Origin of the sequence: Acinetobacter baretiae, assembly GCF_015627105.1 — a bacterium.
In the GTDB taxonomy this organism is placed as follows: Bacteria; Pseudomonadota; Gammaproteobacteria; order Pseudomonadales; family Moraxellaceae; genus Acinetobacter; species Acinetobacter baretiae.
Genome location: NZ_VTDM01000002.1, coordinates 1 through 18,613, shown reverse-complemented (window position 1 = coordinate 18,613; position 18,613 = coordinate 1). Strand labels below are relative to the sequence as shown.

The following is an 18,613-nucleotide window of genomic DNA, read 5'->3' as shown; positions in this document are numbered from 1 at the left end:
CAAATCTACACCAATATGACTTAAAATATCGCAAAATTTATTCAAAACAGAGACCCCATGCGTTTAAGTCGTTTAAAAATTTCAGGCTTTAAATCATTTGCTGATCGAACTGTATTGCACTTTAAGGGTAATCGAAGTGCAATTGTTGGGCCAAACGGCTGTGGTAAGTCCAATGTGATTGATGCAGTACGTTGGGTGATGGGAGAATCAAATGCACGCCAGTTGCGTGGTGGTCATATGCAAGATGTCATTTTTACAGGGACGGCCAAGAGAAAATCTGTGGGTATGGCCAGTGTCGAGTTAAAATTTGACAATACCGAGGGCAAACTCGGTGGGCAATATGGTGCTTATACTGAACTTGCAATACGCCGACAAGTGACACGAGAGGGAAAATCTGAATATTTTTTAAATGGTACACGCTGTAGACGCCGTGATATTACAGATATTTTTTTAGGAACAGGTCTAGGGCCTAGATCGTACGCCATTATTGAACAAGGCATGATTAATCGTTTAGTCGATGCCAAACCCGATGAAATGCGAGTGTTTATTGAAGAGGCCGCAGGTATTTCTAAATACCAAGCAAGACGTAAAGAAACATTGCAACATTTAGAACATGCCTCAAACAATTTATCACGATTAGAAGATATTGCTTCAGAATTAAATCAGCAATTAAAAGCGCTTAAAAAACAGTCAGCATCTGCGCTCAAATATAATGAGTTGGCCAAAGCTATACAACAACATAAAGTAGAGATATTGTCTTTTCAGTGTCAAAACAGCCAACAGCAGCAACAAGATCATATCGCCCAAATGGATGTCTTGAGTACTGCATTTAAAGATGCCTCTATTGCAATGACAGCATTAGAAGATCAGCAAAAAAATCATGCTGACAAATTTCAACAGTTACTTGAACAGTCATCGCCCTTACAACAACAGTGGCAAATTGCAGATCAAACACGTTTAGAAATGTCGTTGCAACTTGCGCAACAGCAAAAAGAACGGGAAAAATATACTGCGCAGTTAAATATATTAAAGCAACAATATACGGACATAAAACAACGTATTAAGCATATCGATATTCAACTTGATGATGGCTATACAGCACAAGACCCTTTACAACAACAGTGTCAAACTATAAGCCAACAGCAGCAGCATCAACAACAAAACATTCAAGTCATAGCACATACGTATAAAGAAATTACAAAAGACTATCAAGATTTAAAACAGCAATATGTGCAGTATCAACAACAGCATCAACAGTTAAACAATCAGCTTGATCATATCAATAAACACCTATTGAAATTACAGCATCAGCACGAAACATTATCGATGCAACATCAAGGCATGGTATTGCAAGATCAAGAGACGTACCAATTTTTACAGCAACAACATCAAGATGCACTGTCGCATGTGGCTCTTACAGAAAAAATATTACAAGATGATTTTCATCAATTGGCACAGATGGAAAAAACAAGAGATGATATGAAACATCAACACGATGAAATTCATATACAGCTCAAAGCATTAATGAGAGAAAAAGTGACTTTGACGCAGCGAATGCAAAAGCGAGAAGGCACATCGTCTAAACATAGATTACTCGACATTTTAGAATTACAACCACAAGCTAAACCATATGCACATGTCATTGAGCAGTACTTAGCGCACTGGTTGAGTGCGGATATTCTCAGTCATGAGCAAGAATATCGATTAAACATAGCTCGGCAAGTAAAGTTAGATGATCATATTCAAACAGTATCAAATCATCATATTACTTTGGCAACTTGGATTAAAACACCTAAGTGGCCTAGATGGAATAATGTGTGGCTCGTAGATGATTTAAAAGTAGCACTTGAGAAACAAGCACAACTTAAAGTGGGTCAAACTATACTGACGTTAGATGGTTATTGTTTGGGATGTGATTGGCTCATTGCTTTAAATTATGAACAGCATACAGAACATGCAACGGTTTTAAGTGATCGTGTACAACTTGAAAATCTTAATGAAAGCATTCAATCGCTCAACCAACAGTTACAGTGCAGTACAGCTCAGCTCAAAGATCAACAAGATGTACTACAACAGCATAAGCAAGTAATTCAAACACAACAGTTACAACTTAAACAACAGCAAAAGCAAGCACAAGAAGATGGAATTTTAGTGGCCAAAGCCGAAATGGCACAGCAGGCTCAAATACAACAACAACAGCTTTTTACAGAGCAATTAATGCACATTCATGTGCAAATTGAAGAAGAGCAGATGCAAAAAGAAGACTTAGAAGTAGATTCTCATGCATTGGCATTAAAACTAGAACGTATGCAACCTGAATATGAATCCCTACAACAGCAATATTATGATTTAGAGCAACAACAGTACACAGCCCGTGATCAACAACAAAAAACACAACAACAGTATGTACAATTTCAGCAACAACTGACTGAAAATCAAAGAAATATAGAATTGTTAGAAAAAGATCAAGCATTTGCAAAAATACAGTTGAAACAACTTCAAAGTCAAATTGAAACAATACAACAACCTCTTGAGCAGTATGAGAGATCTTTACCACAACAAGAAAAAGATTACATGATCCAACAAGATCATGTTGGTACTTTGAAGAAAAAATGGGATACATGGCAAGCTGAGTTGAGCACCATGCAATCGGAGCAACAAACTTTGGTTGAAACCCGCCGTTTACAAGAACAAAAAGTACAACAATTACGAGAACAATTAGAACAACAGCGCTTAGCTTGGCATCAGGCAAAATCGAATTATGAGCATTTTGCTGCACAATTAGATGCACTCGATACAGAGATCTTAATAGATGTAAAGATTGATTTAAGCCAACATCAAGCCAATTTAAAGCAATTACAGCAACAGTTTGATAAACTTGGGCCTGTGAATTTGGCAGCATCGCAAGAATATTTAGATGTTCAACTGCGTTATGATACATTAAAACACCAAATTGATGATGTTGAGCAAAGTAGTGAGCAATTAAAACAGGCCATGAAAAGCATCGACCAAGAAACGAAAAAACGTTTTATGATGACCTTTGATCAGGTGAACCATGAGTTACAGCAGTTATTTCCAAAAGTATTTCATGGTGGAGAGGCCAGTTTAAGTCTTGAAGATGGTTGGCAATCTGGCGTGAGATTAATGGCAAGACCGCCGGGTAAACGGAATAGCTCGTTGGCATTATTGTCTGGTGGTGAAAAAGCATTAACCGCATTGGCTTTGGTCTTTGCAATTTTTAGACTCAACCCTGCACCATTTTGTGTGTTAGATGAGGTTGATGCACCATTAGATGATGCAAATGTACAACGTTTTTGTAATCTGGTAAAAGAGCTTTCCGAACAGGTGCAATTCGTTTACATTACACATAATAAACTAGCCATGACCATGGCAACAGATCTACTGGGCGTCACCATGCCTGAACCAGGAACATCAACACTTGTTACGGTCAACTTAGAGCAAGCAAAAGAGCACAGTTTGGTTGCGGAGTCCTAAAAATATGGAACAAAATACAGTGATTGGCATTGTGATTGCCATTTTAATAATTATCTTCGCCTTGTATTTGCTTTTAAGAAAACCGAAGGCCACTGAACCATCATTTGATGGCGAGCTACACATTAATGCTGAAAGCAATCAGCCTGTGCTTCCGCGATTTGTTCGCCAAAAAATGGAACATGGAAAGTCTGAATCTGAAGCACAAAACATCGAAGAAGATAAAGCACAGGCGCAAAATTCTTCTACTGTAGAATCTGAAAAAGAACCATCAGTGGTACAAGAGCATACTGAAAAATTAAACACAGATTCAAATCATTCTTCTGAGATTGCAAATGAAAAGCAATCTAAAGAACATGAAGATGAAAAAGACAACTCACCTGAAAAAAAACAAGATGTTGAATATAAGCTAAACCCACACATGGAAAAGGCACAAATCCAAGCTTTTGACGATAACAGTGCTATCTTGGATCAGCATTTAGATGAACAACAACGTTTTGATGATGAAAGTGCACTTGCAAGAGCAAAAGAAATTATTGCATTAAATATCTATCCGACTCATCAACATGTTTTGTCTGGAGAAAGAGCATTAAAAGCACTTTTAAAATATGGACTACGTTTTGGCGAGTTGTCATGTTTTCACCGACATGAACAAACAGATACACCATCTTCATTGATGTTTTCGGTATTACGTATTACTGAAGAAGGGCCTGTTGGCTTTGATCTAGAAAGCTTATCTACTGAACAAATACAAGGATTAGCCTTCTTTTTAGCACTACCACACCCCCATGCACAGCAAGGTTTTGATATGATGGTGAGTATTGCAGGTCTGATTGCTCGTGATTTAGGTGGTAAAGTGTTTGATGAAAACAATGTTGAACTCTCACCACAAATGAAAGAGTATTTAAGACATCAAGTTATTGATTTTAAATAAATCGTTTTGTAACTTAAGGTGGAAAATATTCCACCTTTTTATATGGTGAAAGAGTATGTTGGATCATGAAGAAAATAAGTTAATTGAGCGTATGCGTCAGCTAATACGACTACTTTCGCAGCATAATCATGCTTATTATGTCATGGATCAACCGACTATTTCTGACCATGAATATGACCAACTCTTTCATCAATTGACTGCCTTAGAAGAAAAATACCCACAATATGTGCAAGCAGATACCCCCACCCAAAAAGTGGGAGGAAAAGCTCTAAACAAATTTTTAACGGTACAACATGTAGTCCCTATGCTGTCTTTGGGCAATGTATTTAAACAAGATGATTTATTCGCCTTTGCTCGCCGTGTAGAAGAACGTCTGCCTCAACAGAACATTCAGTATGATGTAGAGCTTAAACTCGATGGTTTGGCAATTTCTTTGTGGTATGAACAAGGTGTGTTGATCAAAGGTGTAACGCGTGGTGATGGTGAAACGGGTGAAGACATCACTCAAAATGTGAAAACCATTCGAAATTTACCTAAAGTTTTAACGGCCAAAACCCCTGTGCCTGCACTACTTGAGGTACGAGGTGAAGTTTTAATGCCCAAATCGGGTTTTGAAAAACTCAACGCTTACCATGAAGGCTTAGGTGAAAAAACTTTTGCTAATCCAAGAAATGCAGCTGCAGGAAGTTTAAGGCAATTAGATCCTAAAGTTGCGGCTTCACGGCCATTAGCATTTTATGCATATGGCATAGCACAGTGTGAACCAATGCATGATTTAGACAGTATGCATGAAAGTTTACATTGGTTGACCACGTTGGGGTTTGACATCGCAGAACGACAATTTTTGTGTGAATCGATTGTTGAAGTACAAGAAAAATATGAGCAAATTCAACAAGAGCGTGAAAATTTGTCGGTTGAAATTGATGGCATGGTGGTTAAGGTTGACAGTTTAAAACAACAAAAACAATTGGGATTTTTAAGTAGAGAGCCACGTTGGGCGACAGCATATAAATTTCCTGCGGTGGCAGCTTTGACCAAAGTTGAACATATCGATTGGCAAGTTGGTCGTACAGGTGCATTGACACCTGTGGCACGTTTACAACCTGTGGCTGTAGGTGGTGTTGTTGTTTCTAATGTGACTTTGCATAATATTGGTGAAATTCAGCGTTTAGATGTTAGAGTTGGCGACACAGTGAGCGTATACCGTACAGGTGATGTGATTCCTAAGGTAGAGCGAGTATGGCATGATTTACGTATTGATGATTTAGAGGTCATTACTTTACCTACACAATGCCCTGTGTGTGACTCACCTGTAGCGATGCCTGAAGGTGAAGCGTTAGCACGTTGTTCTGGTGGGTTATTTTGTGCCGCACAGCGTATTGAAGCGATCCGACATTTTGTTTCTCGTAAGGCGATGGATATTGAAGGTTTAGGTGATCGATGGGTTGAGTCATTGCTTCATTTAGAATTATTAAAAGATGTATCAGATATTTATCAATTACATTTACATCGTGAACAATTACTGAAGCTTGAAAAAATGGGTGAAAAATCAGTTCAGAACTTAATTGATGCCATTGAACGAAGTAAAAAAACAAAGCTTGCACGATTTATTTATGCTTTGGGAATTCGAGGTGTCGGGGAAACCACTGCACGAATGTTGGCGCATCATTTTGAACATCTAGATGCATTACGCACGGCTCAATTAGAAGAGTTACAAAAAGTTCCCGATGTTGGCACCATTACAGCCGAATGGATTCTAGATTTTTTTCAAGCGCAACATAATATAGATGTGATTGATAAGTTGATGACGTTAGGTCTAGTGTGGGATGTACCAGTGGCATCTACAACACAACCTTTCAATGGCCAAAGTTGGGTATTAACAGGCACTTTGTCAGAATTAACTCGAGAACAAGCCACGCAAATGTTACAAGCCTTGGGTGCACGTGTAAGTGGCAGTGTATCGGGTAAAACTAAGTGTGTGGTGGCGGGGGAAAAAGCAGGTTCCAAATTAGAGAAAGCTCAAAAACTTGGTATAGAAACTTTATCTGAGCAAGCGTTTATACAACTCATGCAAAGCCATGGCCAATTGTAAAATAGATTGCGAAATAATAGCTATTCGTTTTAGTTACAAAAAAATATATGATGTGTTTTGAGAGGAAGTGTACTAAAGCCGATCATATATTTTTTTTAAGCAGTTATTTTTTAATAATAAATTGCCTAAAATAGATGTAAATGCGTATGCTTCTCATTTTAATTTTATATAAATCAGTGGTTTAGTTGATTTTTGTTTTTGCAATCATTGTAAAATATCCGCATAATGCTCCTTATTAAATAAGGAGTATTCGCATGCGTGGCAACCCAGAAGTTATAGACTACCTCAATATGCTCATTGGTGGCGAGTTAGCAGCACGTGACCAATATCTTATACATTCACGTATGTATGAAGATTGGGGCTTAAATAAAATCTATGAACGTATTAATCACGAAATGGAAGAAGAGGCGATGCATGCAGATGCAATTATTCGTCGTGTCTTATTTTTAGATGGTACACCAAATATGGCTCGTGATGCCTTAGATATTGGGCATGATGTTGTATCTTGTTTGAAAGCAGATTTAGCACTTGAGTATCATGTACGTGAAAAATTAGCACAAGGCATTAAATTATGCGAAGAAAAAGGTGACTATATTTCGCGTGATATGTTGAAACAGCAGCTTGCAGATACAGAAGAAGATCATACGTATTGGTTAGAAAAGCAAATTCGTTTAATCGAATTGATAGGTTTACAAAATTATATTCAGTCTTTAATGTAGTTTAACCATGATTGCCACTCATGCCAAAGTGTGACGGTATTGAAGCGATATCTACATATGACGTCGACACCACGTACACAAGATATTTTTCCGGTGTGCGTGTTATAAACATGGCAATATCGACACTATAGTGTTTGTAAAAGACGAAAAGCAGTGTTTTGACCACTGATATAAGCACCGTGTACAGTCCCTGAATATTTTAAACTACAATGCTCACCTGCAAAAAAAACACGATCTTTTATGGGGGTGTTTAGAGTATCGGTGTATTTAGGGCTATGCTGTGGTGTGGGAAAACTAAATGAACCGTGACTGTAGGGGTCGATTCCCCAACGGGTAATCAGTAATTGTTTAGGCTGTACATCTGTGCCATATTCCAAGCTCTTTAAAACAAAACTCCATACCTCACGATCTGTAGCATGATCTACAAAATTAGATTGTTGACCACCGAGTAGCATTAAATAAGTGGGTTTCTTGTAGAGCGTTGATAAATCGAAAAGATTAAACAAATTTTGCTCTGTCCAATAAAAAGTATTGGTTATTGTGTCTGTTGTTGGAATAAACCCGATGGGTTGATCTAGTTCAAAAAAAACTTTATTGAATGATCCAAAGCCCACATGTTGAATCGCATCTACACAATCTTTGGGTAGTGATGGATGAAAGCAGATTTTATTTTTCTTTAAAACACCTAATGGTACTGTGATGATGACATGAGAACCTCGGTAAATATTTTTTTCTTGATCGATCACTTCTACACTAAATTCATTGTAGTTGATGTTTGTAATTTCACATGCAGTTTTAATATTTAATGTGTCCGCCATAATATTGATAATTTGATCATATCCTTTGGGAAATATGACCTCATCTCCCTCAAAATAGCCCTCATACTCGCTGTAATTAGAAGCTAAGAATTCTAAATCTGTTGCAAATGGATCACGAGCAAGATGTTGAAAAATATTCAGTAATATATTTTTCAGCTCAGATTCTGTGAAAATATTTCCTTGATAATTGAAAGTTGAGAGATAGGTATTGATGGCATCTAAGGCAGAGCAAGTTGGTATGGTTTTAAGGTACTGTTGTATTTTTTCAACGTATTGTAGCAACACTTTTTTTTCGAGCTCAGAAAAAGGCTGTTTGTTGTTATGGATATAATTTGAGTGATCGTCATTCAGAATTTGAGTTGTAATATGATGTTTTTGCACAATATCCCAAATAGGATTATGTTTAATACCATGAATCCATGATGCACCTAAATCAAAATAATTATTTTTTATACATTGAGAATGTATGCGTCCACCAAGTCGAGTTTGTGCCTCAAGTAAAACCACATTTTTCCCAGCATTTTTTAATGTTTGTGCGCAAGAAAGGCCTGCAATACCAGCACCAACCACTAAAATAGGTAAATCAATCGGTTTTTGATGGAGCATAATTACCGCCGTGTATGAGTGTGTCATTCAATGCTGTATAAGATGGGGGTTACACATTTCCTATTAAGGTTTCGTAGTGTTGAATTTCATCTTCTAAATATTGTAATAACATTTGCATTTTTGGAACAGTATTGCGACAAGCAACTAATCCTACTTCAAGCTGATCAAGATAGCTTGTTAATGTAATGTTAAGTGCCTGACCATCAAAAATGACAGATGCAGGATACATTTCTTCAAGTTTTGCCCCATTCCAATATAATGCTTCTCGTGGCCCTGCCAAATTAGAAATGACAATATTAAATGGTTGTTTTTTAGGTCTTAATCCTGAAATGACATTGATACCTGCTGCTGCATATACAAAAGCACTATAACCCAAAATCTGGTTTTGAGTCATGCGTTTAAATCGAGTTTTTGCCGTGTTTACGCTATTTGAAATAAGGTTTGTACGTTCTTTACGATCACTACAGTGTGTTGCCAAGTTCGCTAAAATCATGGTAATTCGATTACTGGTATCGGTTTGATCATTTCGAACAGATGCAGGTACCATTGCAATCAATGGTTTGGTGGGTAGTTGATTAAAATGAATAAGATAGCTTCGTAATGCACCTGAACAAATGGATAAAATCACATCATTGACCGTAACATGAAGCCCTTGAGCAATATTTCGAATACGAGATAGGGCAAACGACTGGGCTGCAAAACGTCTTGATGCCGAAATTTTTTGATTCAGCATCGACTTTGGAGCTTGAAAGCTTGTGACATAGTGCGGATCGGCTTTTCGATCATGTACAGTCTGTTTTAATTCTTGATAAATGATCTGTGGCGAAGTTTCAATTTGTTGTTTTAAATGAGTGGCTGTTTGCCACAATTGTTTAACTTTAGATGTTTTGATCTGTTCTTTTTTATGTTCGAGACACCAAGGTGGGATCATACTATGTATGTACTGATCTTTTGCAAATGCTTTTTCCATGAGGCGCATACCTGCGATGCCATCAGCAATAGCGTGATGCATTTTAAAATAAAGCGCAAAACGGTTATCTTCTATGCCTTCAATTAATGTACAGGTCCACAGCGGTTTTGCTCGATCAAGTAACGTGCTGTGCTCTTGTGAGATATAAATGAGTAATTCTTTAATACGTGCAGGGTGGGGCAAAGAGATGTGTCGAAAGTGATGATCGAGGTCAAAGTTTTCATCTGTTCGCCATGTCATGCCACTGAGCACTTGGTTAAATGGAGCCACAGGTGAGCATTGAGATTGTTTGATGTCTGTGACTAAAGATTGAATAAAGTCGCTAGGTGCGTGTTCTGGAATTTTAAAGAGAAGTAATCCACCCACATGCATAGGTTGTTGTCTTCTTTCTAAAGATAAAAAGACGAGATCAATGGGGTGGAGTAAACGCATATGGGTAAATCTCTATATCATTTTAGTGATGATAGTAAAGCCAAATCGGAAATTGTCCAAGTGTTAAGGCAGGATTGATGTATCAAGACATGCTCACAGCATTATTTTTCGACATTGCCTATATGTAAGCCACATTCTTTTTGCGTTGCTTCTTCCCACCACCAACGCCCTTCGCGTTCATGTTGGTTAGGCAATACGGGACGAGTACATGGCTGGCACCCAATAGAAATGAAGCCTTTTTCGTGTAAAGGGTTGTAAGGAATTTCCATCATGCGGATATAGCTCCACACGTCTTGACTTGTCCAATTGGCCAGTGGGTTATATTTAATTAATGATTTATTTTCACCTGAAAAGCCGTCGTCCGATTGTATAACAGGAATATCTGTACGAGTACCAGGACTTTGATCTTTACGTTGACCTGTAATCCATCCATCAAGGGTTGATAATTTTTTTCTTAAGGGCGCAACTTTACGCACGCCACAACATTCTTTGTGTCCATCTTCAAAAAAGCTAAAGAACCCTTTTTTTGTTACAAGAGCATGTACATCCATTGCATCGGGAAAACAAATTTCAATGTCTATGTTGTAGAATTTGCGTACAGTCTCTAAAAACTGATAGGTTTCAGGATGCAGACGGCCTGTATCTAAACTAAACACCCGAAAAGGTTTACGCAGGCGATAAGCCATATCAATTAAAACAACATCTTCAGCGCCTGAAAATGAGATAGCAATGTCACCGGTTTGATTTAAAGCCAGCTCAATAATATCACTTGGGTATTTGTGAGCATATTCTTTTGATAGTGCATCGATCAGATCAATAGAGGGAATGGTTGTGGTCATTTGCTGTTCCTGGCTGTCGGCTTGGAGCGAAATAAAAGACAGTAATTACAAGCACCAATATACTAAAGTAATTTAGTGATTCAAATTAGCATTTTTAAATAGATACTTATGCCTAAAGCTGATTTAGTTACCTTTATGTTGTGATTATAGCGTGATCGTGTTGCAAAATGTGTGAGTAAATCTTGCCAATATCAATGATCTCTGTAAAATTGTAAATTATTAGTCAATTGAAAAATAACAACTGTGAAGTGGCTTAAGTTTTGCCCTTTTACTTGACTTGTTTCTATACTGATGGAGTTTTTTAAATCACAGTATACGCCGTAGAAAATACGCTATTTAAAGTTATCCACTCTCTACATTTTTTAATAAAAGCCAATGCCTTATGAATATTTCCCCTCAAACAATTGCTCCTAGAACTGACTCCGATGGAAGCTGGGTGAGTGTGATTGCCTTAGCACTTGCTGCCTTTATTTTTAATACCACTGAATTTGTGCCTGTGGCTTTACTTACTGATATTGCAAAAACTTTTGATATGCAAGCTGCTCATGTCGGTATTATGATCACAATTTATGCGTGGGTCGTCGCTTTGGCCTCTTTACCTATGATGTTAATTACACGTCATATGGAACGTAAGCGACTGCTATTATCGCTATTTGTGTTGTTCGTGTTTAGTCATTTGATATCGAGTATTGCATCTAATTTTATTATTTTACTGATTAGTCGTGTCGGAATTGCTTTGGCACATGCCATTTTTTGGTCAATTACAGCATCTTTAGCGATACGTGTTGCACCTGTAGGCAAGGAAATACAAGCATTAGGCATGTTATCTACAGGTACAGTATTGGCTTTAGTACTCGGGATTCCATTTGGTCGTATTGTCGGTGAGTTGTTCGGTTGGCGTATCACGTTTGGTTTGGTGGGTGGGATAGCTGTTGCTACAGCGATTGTACTGTGGAGAACATTGCCTGAATTACCAAGCCAAAATACAGGTTCAATAGAAAGTTTACCTGTATTGTTTAAACGACCTGCATTGCTTTTATTGTTTGTGACCACGATTGTGATTGTGATCGCACAATTTACGGCATATAGCTATATCGAACCATTTACAACTGAAGTGGCGCATTTTACCTCAGATCAAATTACCACCTTGTTATTGGTATATGGTGGCTCAGGTATTTTAGGTTCTATCTTATTTAGTCGTTTAAGTCGTAAATTACCAAGAGCATTTCCAATCATTGCAATTTCAGGAATTACGATCAGCATGTTTTTACTGCTTCCATTGGCTGTCAGCACTTGGGGTATTATGGGCATATCTGTATTTTGGGGAATTGCAATTATGATTTTTGGTTTGGTGATGCAGTCCAAAGTATTGCATCTTGCCTCAGACGCTACAGATGTTGCCATGTCTGTTTACTCTGGATTATATAATCTAGGCATTGGTGGTGGTGCGCTCTTAGGGAGTATTGTTGGTTTAAATATGGGCATCCAATATGTTGGTATTGTGGGGGGCGCATTGGGTGTATTTGGCTTGATTTTAGCGATTTTGATGGTACGCCGTAAAGATTTTATGGTAGTACATCACTAAAAATAAAATGTCATTTAAAAAAAAGGCGACCATATGGTCGCCTTTTGAATATGAATTCAATGAAACGATTTAATCGTTTATACCGTGGTCAACACAAAGGTCTTTTCCAACAAATTTCTTTAGTTTTACGGTCGGTTTGTGCAAAACAATCATTTTAACCATAAGTCACTTTACTATTTTTTTTAAACAAAATAATACTGTAGAAATGAATAGTGAAATTATGATGCTAAATAACCCGATCGATTTCCATGGAATTGGGAATCCTTTGACGAAATAAACAATACTGGTAAAAGCGATAGAGACACTATAAATAATAGAAAAAGCAATCATGTATACTAAACCAATAGGCATGTTAATTTTTCTATCATTTTTTGCTAGATAATGTTCTAACGTACCACCGAAGAGTTCAACAAGAACAGAGAGAATTAAATTATCCATCATGTATGTCCTTTAATTTTTGAATAAACGCGATATGACTAACCCTCTCACGATTCATACCGCTAAAAATACTCAAGGCTGATCTATACATCGATGCTATATTTTGAATAGTCTCACTAAATATTAGTTTTGACGACGTAATGTTTTATAAATAATGAACATTAACATGACCCAAAGAGGTAGAATGATCACAGATTCTTTAAAACCTTTACACCACATAATATACAAAATCATTGCAATAAAAATAAGCACAATGTAGTTACTTATTGGATAAAAACAAGCAGGGTATGTTGTTTTTATACCTTCTTTTTTAAGATGTTGTCTAAATTTTAAATGCGTTAAGCTAATCATGGCCCAATTTAATACTAAAGCACCCACCACAATGTAAATAAGATGGCTTAATGCGCCTTCAGGCATAATATAATTTAAAATAACACAACCAAAAATAAGTAATGCTGAAAATAAAGTTGCATGAATAGGGACACCTTGCTTATTTACTTTTGTAAAAGCCTTAGGGGCATTTCCTTGTTTTGCTAAACTAAATAACATTCGACTGTTTGCATACATGCCACTGTTATATACAGACAGTGCTGCAGTTAAAATAATAAAATTAAGCAAATGAGCAGCCCAACCAATACCCAGTTGACTAAAGATCATGACAAAAGGGCTTTGCTCTAAGCTACCAAATTGTAATTGGTTCCATGGCACCAATGACAATAAAACAGCCAACGCACCCACGTAAAAGATTAAAATTCGAAAAACAACTTGATTAATGGCTTGTGGAATGGTTTTTTCGGGATGATCTGTTTCTGCAGCGGCCATACCAACAAGCTCAATACCGCCAAAAGCAAACATAATAATAGCGAGCATGTAAAATAGACCATCAAACCCATGGGGGAAAAATCCACCTTGTGTCCATAAATTTGAAAAGTGAGAAATTGAATCAGAGGGTGCTGTAATAATTAAATACGTACCAAATCCAATCATTGAAATGACAGCAATCACTTTAATTAGTGACAACCAAAACTCTGCTTCGCCATAAAATTTTACGTTAAAGGTATTAATAACCGTCACAAGAATAAAGAAAAATAATGCAGAACCCCATGCTGGCATATGAGGCCACCAATAGTTCACGTATTTAGCGATGGCAGTTAGTTCACTCATGGCCACGAGAATATATAAAATCCAGTAATTCCATCCTGTGAGAAATCCTGCAAATTTCCCCCAGTATTGATAAGCAAAGTGACTAAAAGACCCTGCAACAGGTTCATGGGTGATCATTTCACCTAAATGACGTAAAATGAGAAAAGCAATAAAGCCACCAATGGCATAGCCTAAAATGATTGATGGGCCTGCAGATTGAATAACTGAAGCAGAGCCAAGAAAGAGCCCTGTACCAATTGCACCCCCCATAGCCATGAGTTGGATATGTCTATTTTTTAAACCACGTTGTAGTTTATGACTATTATGATTCACGAGAATACAGCTTGTTGTGATAAAAAACTGATTATAGTCGATACAAAAGCAGAGACCAAATATAAGAACTTGAGACCGATGAAGCGATCTCATTGAGTATGTAAAATGTGCACTTTGCAACAAATTTTCTTCATTTGATGAAACAATAAAGAATTTTTTTTGAAAAAAATCATAATACGCGTGATAATACAGTTTTTAAGATTGAGCCATCATTTCATGACGTTACCTGCATGTATCCAATGTAAATCTGAATATACCTACCATGACGGTGATTTAATTGTATGCCCTGAATGTGCTTTTGAGTGGAAAGAAGGGGAACAACACGGATCTGCGGATGAAATACCAACAATTGTAGATAGCAATGGACAACCCCTTGAAGACGGTGATTTTGTCACTGTGATTAAAGATTTAAAAATTAAAGGATCTTCTTCTGTGGTTAAAGTGGGTACAAAAGTTAAGATTCGCTTGGTACCTGACGCATCTGATGGGCATAATATTGACTGTAAAATCCCAACGATTGGAGCAATGAAGCTCAAATCAGAGTTTGTTAAAAAAGCTTAATCTCAACTATTCGAGGCGACCGTGTCAATATCTATGCCAAGCGTTGAAGATGTCTTAAAGACTGCGCAAACACATATTCAAAACGATTTAATACAGGTACTGCAAACATTTAAGCTACCTGATTCATTACAGCGTGCTGTACATCATAGTGTTATGTTAGGTGGTAAACGGATTCGACCTGCCTTATGTTATGCCGTGGCGCAAATGACGACACCAAACTTAGCTTGGGCTGCGGTACGCCGTGCGGCTGTTGCTGTCGAGTTAATTCACTGTTATTCCTTAGTGCATGATGACTTACCTTGTATGGACAACGACGCATTGAGACGCGGTCAACCAACATGTCATGTGGCGTTTGGTGAAGATACTGCATTACTTGCAGGGGATATATTGCAATCTATAGCTTATGAAGTTTTAACCAGTCAAATGTTTGATGAATCATTTGATCACTCATCAAGTGCAATGATTGCTTTAAAACAAGTACGTATTTTGGCACAGGCAAGTTCTACTATGGTTGCAGGTCAGGTGCTAGATTTACAATCTGAAGGTATGCCTATAGACAAACAGATGCTAGAAACCATCCATAAAAATAAAACAGGGGCATTAATACAAGCGGCCATTGAAATGAGTGCAGTGACTCAATTTGAGCAATCGAGTCAAGAGATGTTGTCTTTAATACGTTTTGCTCAAGCCATTGGCTTGGCATTTCAAGTACAAGACGATATTTTAGACGTCACTGCTGAAACGGCTGTGTTAGGAAAAACAGCAGGCAAAGATCTCAAAGTTGAAAAATCAACGTATCCTGCTTTAATGGGAATTGATCAAGCAAAAGACTATGCATATCAGTTACATGAACAAGCACTTGGCGCACTAGAATCATTGGGTGATCGTACACAAGAGTTACGCGCGATTACCCAATTTTTGTTACAACGCCAAAGTTAGCTTAGGACTTAGCACGTCCCATAATACCGCGAATTGTACTTAGTACATCTGCAGGAAGCACCACTGTTTTGGCATTGTTTGATTTTGCCATGTCTTGCATGGCTTTAATGTATTGTTCACCTAGAAGGTAGGTGACAGGAATTTCTTGATCACCAACCGCACTTGTGACTAAACTAATGGCCTTTTGCGATGATTCAGCAAGTACAATTTGGGCTTCAGCATCTCGTCTTGAAGCTTCTAAACGCCCATCGGCCTCTAAAATCGCTGCTTGTTTTTCGCCATCTGCTTTTGTGACGGTTGCACGTCTTTGACGTTCAGCGGCAGCTTGTGCTTCCATCGCAGCTTGCATGGTTGATGACGGTTGAATATCTTGAATCTCTACGGTTTTTAAAGTAATGCCCCAATCTGCAATATCATCTGCAATTGATGCTTTCAGTTTTGCTTTAATGTGGTCTCTTGATGATAAGGCATCGTCTAAATCCATTTCTCCGACAATAGAGCGCAAAGAAGTTTGCACTAAATTTTGAATTGCCCAATTGAAATTCTCAATCCCATATACCGCTTTTTCGGGTGTGGTCAAATTAATATAAGCAACAGCATTCATTAAAAGAACAGCATTGTCTTTAGTGATGACCTCTTGTGATGGAATATCCAAAACAATATCTTTGGTGGTGATTTTATATGTAACGTCATCAATGTAAGGAATAATAATGCTTAAACCCGGAGTTAAGGTGGTGTGATATTTTCCAAGACGTTGAACGATCCATTGATAACCTTGAGGCACTATACGCACCCCCTTGACAATCGTAACGGCAACAAAAAACAAAAAAGCAATACTAATCATTGTTGTAATAGACATGACATGGCCCTATAAAGTAAAAGATTGATTAATGTTTTTGGACGATTAATTCATGATTTTTAATATGGATAACGTGTATTTTATCTCCAATCACCACGTGATCTTCGCATACAGCAGACCACTCATCTGAACCTAAAAGTGGCATGGGAAAACGGATGCGTATGTGGTGGTTGACTTGATTTTGAATCACCATTCCCACTTGTCCAATCATGGTGTGTTGTGCATGAGGATGTGTTAATTTAAGTTGTGATTTGGGCTTAATATATTTGAACCAAAAAATCGTGCATGCAATCGCTAAAATTGCCCATACAAAAATTTGCATGGCAGTCGTGAGCGCAGGATAAAGCCAATAGATAACGCTCACAATTAAGGCGGCTACGCCAAACCAAAGTAGGGCAAATGTGCTCACCAATAGCTCAGATAAAATGAGCAAAATACCAAAAACAAACCAATACCAAGGTTCAAGTACACTCACGTTCGCAGCGCCTATTTTTCATTAGATAATCGTATCATAACTGATCATCTTGTTAGGTTGTATGACAAAGTGATGTCGAGTTAAAATTTTGCTTGCGGTGCAGGGTTAAAAGCGGCTGGCGATTTTTTAAATTGCTGAATTGCATTTTCTATGGCAGTAATTTGCTGTTGAGTGGCTTTTTCACCTGCGTTGATTGCGCTGCGTGCTGAGCTTAAGTCCATGACACCCAATTGATTGACTTTAGGTGTGATAACAATATTGGCATATTTGAGTTCTTCTTGAATGCTTTGCTGTCCCATAATATTGATTGTCTGATCGAGTAGTCCCCATAAACTACTGGTACTTTTTTGATTTGTATCTGGACGTGCTGAAATATCAACAGCAATGATGAGATCTGCTCCCATATTTTTGGCTGTTTTCACAGGAATTGGGCTGACTAAACCACCATCGACATATTGAATTTTGTTAATGACAGTTGGAATAAATACATTGGGAATACTACAAGATGCACGAACAGCTTGTCCTGCATTACCACGAATAAACTCAGTCTTTTTCCCATTGTTGAGTTGGGTTGCAACAGCCGAGAAGCGAATCGGAAACTGTTCAATCGGTTTGTTTGCTACATTAGTGTTAATGTAATCTTGTAGTTTTTGACCTACGATAAAACCTTGCCGACTTAACGTTAAATCTCGAATATCTGATTCTTTAAGTTGATACGCCAAAGTTTCCATTTGTGAGGCTGTTTTTCCACTGGCATAAATACTCCCCACAAAACTTCCTGCACTTGTTCCTGTCACAATTTGTGGTTTGATGCCATGGGCTTCAAGAACTTTAATGACACCAATATGAGCAAACCCTTTTGCACCACCGCCACCAAGTGCTAATGCAATCACGGGCTCTCTGGCTTTAAGTGTGGGTATTGGTTGATGTATGTTGTGCTGAGTAGTGTTACAACCCAATAAAATAATGCTGAATAAAACAAATATAAGGAAGTGGCGTGACGTACGCATAGGTTGCAATAGATGACATATAAAAGGAGACATATCTGAGCAGATTTTCTTTTAATTTACTATATCAATTACAAAAAAATATGCATGATTTGAAAAAAATGATGTCATTTTATGTTGTGGGTCGACTATGGTCTAATAATATATTTATTTATACTTTAAATATATTATTAAAACCCGAATCCTGTTTAAGGATTTATTTGAAAAAGCCAAGGATTAGAGCCATAAGTTGAGTTACTAGACACGACTTACCACTCTAATCCTCATGACTGATATTACTGCTTTATTCTGTACCATTGATGATTTTTTTATAAAATTTGAATCCACTTATTTGAAATTTCTAAAACAGAATCAATACTTCAAACGAATAC

The 18,613-nt window shown here is 37.5% G+C and carries 14 protein-coding genes and 1 pseudogene; 8 read left to right on the top strand and 7 right to left on the bottom strand.

All coding sequences use genetic code 11. The features are described from left to right. The first annotated feature begins 57 nt into the window (after positions 1–57). From smc to ftn, 4 genes are all read left to right on the top strand, one after another. The gene (smc, locus tag I2F17_RS00875; protein ID WP_211138860.1) at positions 58–3,495 is read left to right on the top strand and encodes a chromosome segregation protein SMC; all 3,438 of its coding nucleotides are present in this window, start codon (positions 58–60) and stop codon (positions 3,493–3,495) included. 4 nt (positions 3,496–3,499) lie between these two features. Further along, positions 3,500–4,426, top strand: a complete 927-nt coding sequence (locus I2F17_RS00870) for a cell division protein ZipA C-terminal FtsZ-binding domain-containing protein (protein ID WP_211138859.1) — start codon at positions 3,500–3,502, stop codon at positions 4,424–4,426. A 55-nt stretch (positions 4,427–4,481) separates the two neighbouring features. Then, entirely contained in the window at positions 4,482–6,518 is a 2,037-nt protein-coding gene (ligA, locus tag I2F17_RS00865; protein ID WP_211138858.1) for an NAD-dependent DNA ligase LigA, read from the top strand. Positions 6,519–6,772: 254 nt separating this feature from the next. After that, positions 6,773–7,237 carry a heteropolymeric bacterioferritin subunit Ftn gene (gene ftn / locus I2F17_RS00860; protein WP_196423157.1) on the top strand — a complete coding sequence of 155 codons (465 nt, stop codon included), beginning with the start codon at positions 6,773–6,775 and terminating at the stop codon, positions 7,235–7,237. Positions 7,238–7,362: 125 nt separating this feature from the next. On the opposite strand, the gene I2F17_RS00855 is transcribed toward ftn, so the two are convergent. The 3 genes from I2F17_RS00855 to I2F17_RS00845 form a co-directional block, all read right to left on the bottom strand. Next, positions 7,363–8,661: a flavin monoamine oxidase family protein gene (locus I2F17_RS00855; RefSeq protein ID WP_211138857.1), complete on the bottom strand. Its 1,299-nt coding sequence runs from the start codon at positions 8,659–8,661 to the stop codon at positions 7,363–7,365. 49 nt (positions 8,662–8,710) lie between these two features. Further along, positions 8,711–10,063, bottom strand: coding sequence for a WS/DGAT/MGAT family O-acyltransferase (locus I2F17_RS00850; protein ID WP_196423158.1), 1,353 nt, complete (start codon positions 10,061–10,063; stop codon positions 8,711–8,713). Positions 10,064–10,164: 101 nt separating this feature from the next. After that, entirely contained in the window at positions 10,165–10,902 is a 738-nt protein-coding gene (locus I2F17_RS00845; RefSeq protein ID WP_196423159.1) for a phosphoadenylyl-sulfate reductase, read from the bottom strand. A gap of 382 nt (positions 10,903–11,284) precedes the next feature. Between I2F17_RS00845 and I2F17_RS00840 the strand changes: the two genes are divergently transcribed. Continuing rightward, positions 11,285–12,487 (top strand): sugar transporter, encoded by a 1,203-nt coding sequence (locus tag I2F17_RS00840; RefSeq protein ID WP_196423160.1) that lies wholly within the window; start codon positions 11,285–11,287, stop codon positions 12,485–12,487. A 561-nt stretch (positions 12,488–13,048) separates the two neighbouring features. Here I2F17_RS00840 and I2F17_RS00835 read toward each other — a convergent pair. After that, positions 13,049–14,401, bottom strand: a complete 1,353-nt coding sequence (locus tag I2F17_RS00835; protein ID WP_211138856.1) for an amino acid permease — start codon at positions 14,399–14,401, stop codon at positions 13,049–13,051. A gap of 216 nt (positions 14,402–14,617) precedes the next feature. Here I2F17_RS00835 and I2F17_RS00830 point away from each other — a divergent pair, with 216 nt between their 5' ends. Together I2F17_RS00830 and I2F17_RS00825 are read left to right on the top strand one after the other, a co-directional pair. Then, positions 14,618–14,962 (top strand): zinc ribbon domain-containing protein YjdM, encoded by a 345-nt coding sequence (locus I2F17_RS00830; RefSeq protein ID WP_196423162.1) that lies wholly within the window; start codon positions 14,618–14,620, stop codon positions 14,960–14,962. Positions 14,963–14,995: 33 nt separating this feature from the next. Further along, positions 14,996–15,901, top strand: coding sequence for a polyprenyl synthetase family protein (locus tag I2F17_RS00825; protein WP_211138913.1), 906 nt, complete (start codon positions 14,996–14,998; stop codon positions 15,899–15,901). A gap of 1 nt (position 15,902) precedes the next feature. Here I2F17_RS00825 and I2F17_RS00820 read toward each other — a convergent pair whose 3' ends face one another. The 3 genes from I2F17_RS00820 to I2F17_RS00810 all read right to left on the bottom strand — a co-directional run bounded on the left by I2F17_RS00820 (position 15,903) and on the right by I2F17_RS00810 (position 18,245). Continuing rightward, on the bottom strand, positions 15,903–16,760 hold the full coding sequence (locus I2F17_RS00820; protein WP_211138855.1) for an SPFH domain-containing protein: 858 nt from the start codon (positions 16,758–16,760) through the stop codon (positions 15,903–15,905). 28 nt (positions 16,761–16,788) lie between these two features. After that, positions 16,789–17,235 carry an NfeD family protein gene (locus I2F17_RS00815; RefSeq protein WP_211138854.1) on the bottom strand — a complete coding sequence of 149 codons (447 nt, stop codon included), beginning with the start codon at positions 17,233–17,235 and terminating at the stop codon, positions 16,789–16,791. Positions 17,236–17,315: 80 nt separating this feature from the next. Then, a complete protein-coding gene (locus I2F17_RS00810; RefSeq protein WP_211138853.1) occupies positions 17,316–18,245 on the bottom strand; it encodes a patatin-like phospholipase family protein in 930 nt (309 codons plus the stop codon). 262 nt (positions 18,246–18,507) lie between these two features. On the opposite strand from I2F17_RS00810, the pseudogene I2F17_RS00805 reads away from it, so the two are divergent. Continuing rightward, positions 18,508–18,613 (top strand): annotated as a pseudogene (locus tag I2F17_RS00805) (IS982 family transposase); the annotation flags it as partial.

Excerpts from the sequence above, each read along its gene's own strand:
- smc (WP_211138860.1), top strand. The coding sequence starts at position 58 with ATGCGTTTAAGTCGTTTAAAAATTTCAGGCTTTAAATCATTTGCTGAT.
- I2F17_RS00870 (WP_211138859.1), top strand. The coding sequence starts at position 3,500 with ATGGAACAAAATACAGTGATTGGCATTGTGATTGCCATTTTAATAATT.
- ligA (WP_211138858.1), top strand. The coding sequence starts at position 4,482 with ATGTTGGATCATGAAGAAAATAAGTTAATTGAGCGTATGCGTCAGCTA.
- ftn (WP_196423157.1), top strand. The coding sequence starts at position 6,773 with ATGCGTGGCAACCCAGAAGTTATAGACTACCTCAATATGCTCATTGGT.
- I2F17_RS00855 (WP_211138857.1), bottom strand. The coding sequence starts at position 8,661 with ATGCTCCATCAAAAACCGATTGATTTACCTATTTTAGTGGTTGGTGCT.
- I2F17_RS00850 (WP_196423158.1), bottom strand. The coding sequence starts at position 10,063 with ATGCGTTTACTCCACCCCATTGATCTCGTCTTTTTATCTTTAGAAAGA.
- I2F17_RS00845 (WP_196423159.1), bottom strand. The coding sequence starts at position 10,902 with ATGACCACAACCATTCCCTCTATTGATCTGATCGATGCACTATCAAAA.
- I2F17_RS00840 (WP_196423160.1), top strand. The coding sequence starts at position 11,285 with ATGAATATTTCCCCTCAAACAATTGCTCCTAGAACTGACTCCGATGGA.
- I2F17_RS00830 (WP_196423162.1), top strand. The coding sequence starts at position 14,618 with ATGACGTTACCTGCATGTATCCAATGTAAATCTGAATATACCTACCAT.
- I2F17_RS00825 (WP_211138913.1), top strand. The coding sequence starts at position 14,996 with ATGCCAAGCGTTGAAGATGTCTTAAAGACTGCGCAAACACATATTCAA.
- I2F17_RS00820 (WP_211138855.1), bottom strand. The coding sequence starts at position 16,760 with ATGTCTATTACAACAATGATTAGTATTGCTTTTTTGTTTTTTGTTGCC.
- I2F17_RS00810 (WP_211138853.1), bottom strand. The coding sequence starts at position 18,245 with ATGCGTACGTCACGCCACTTCCTTATATTTGTTTTATTCAGCATTATT.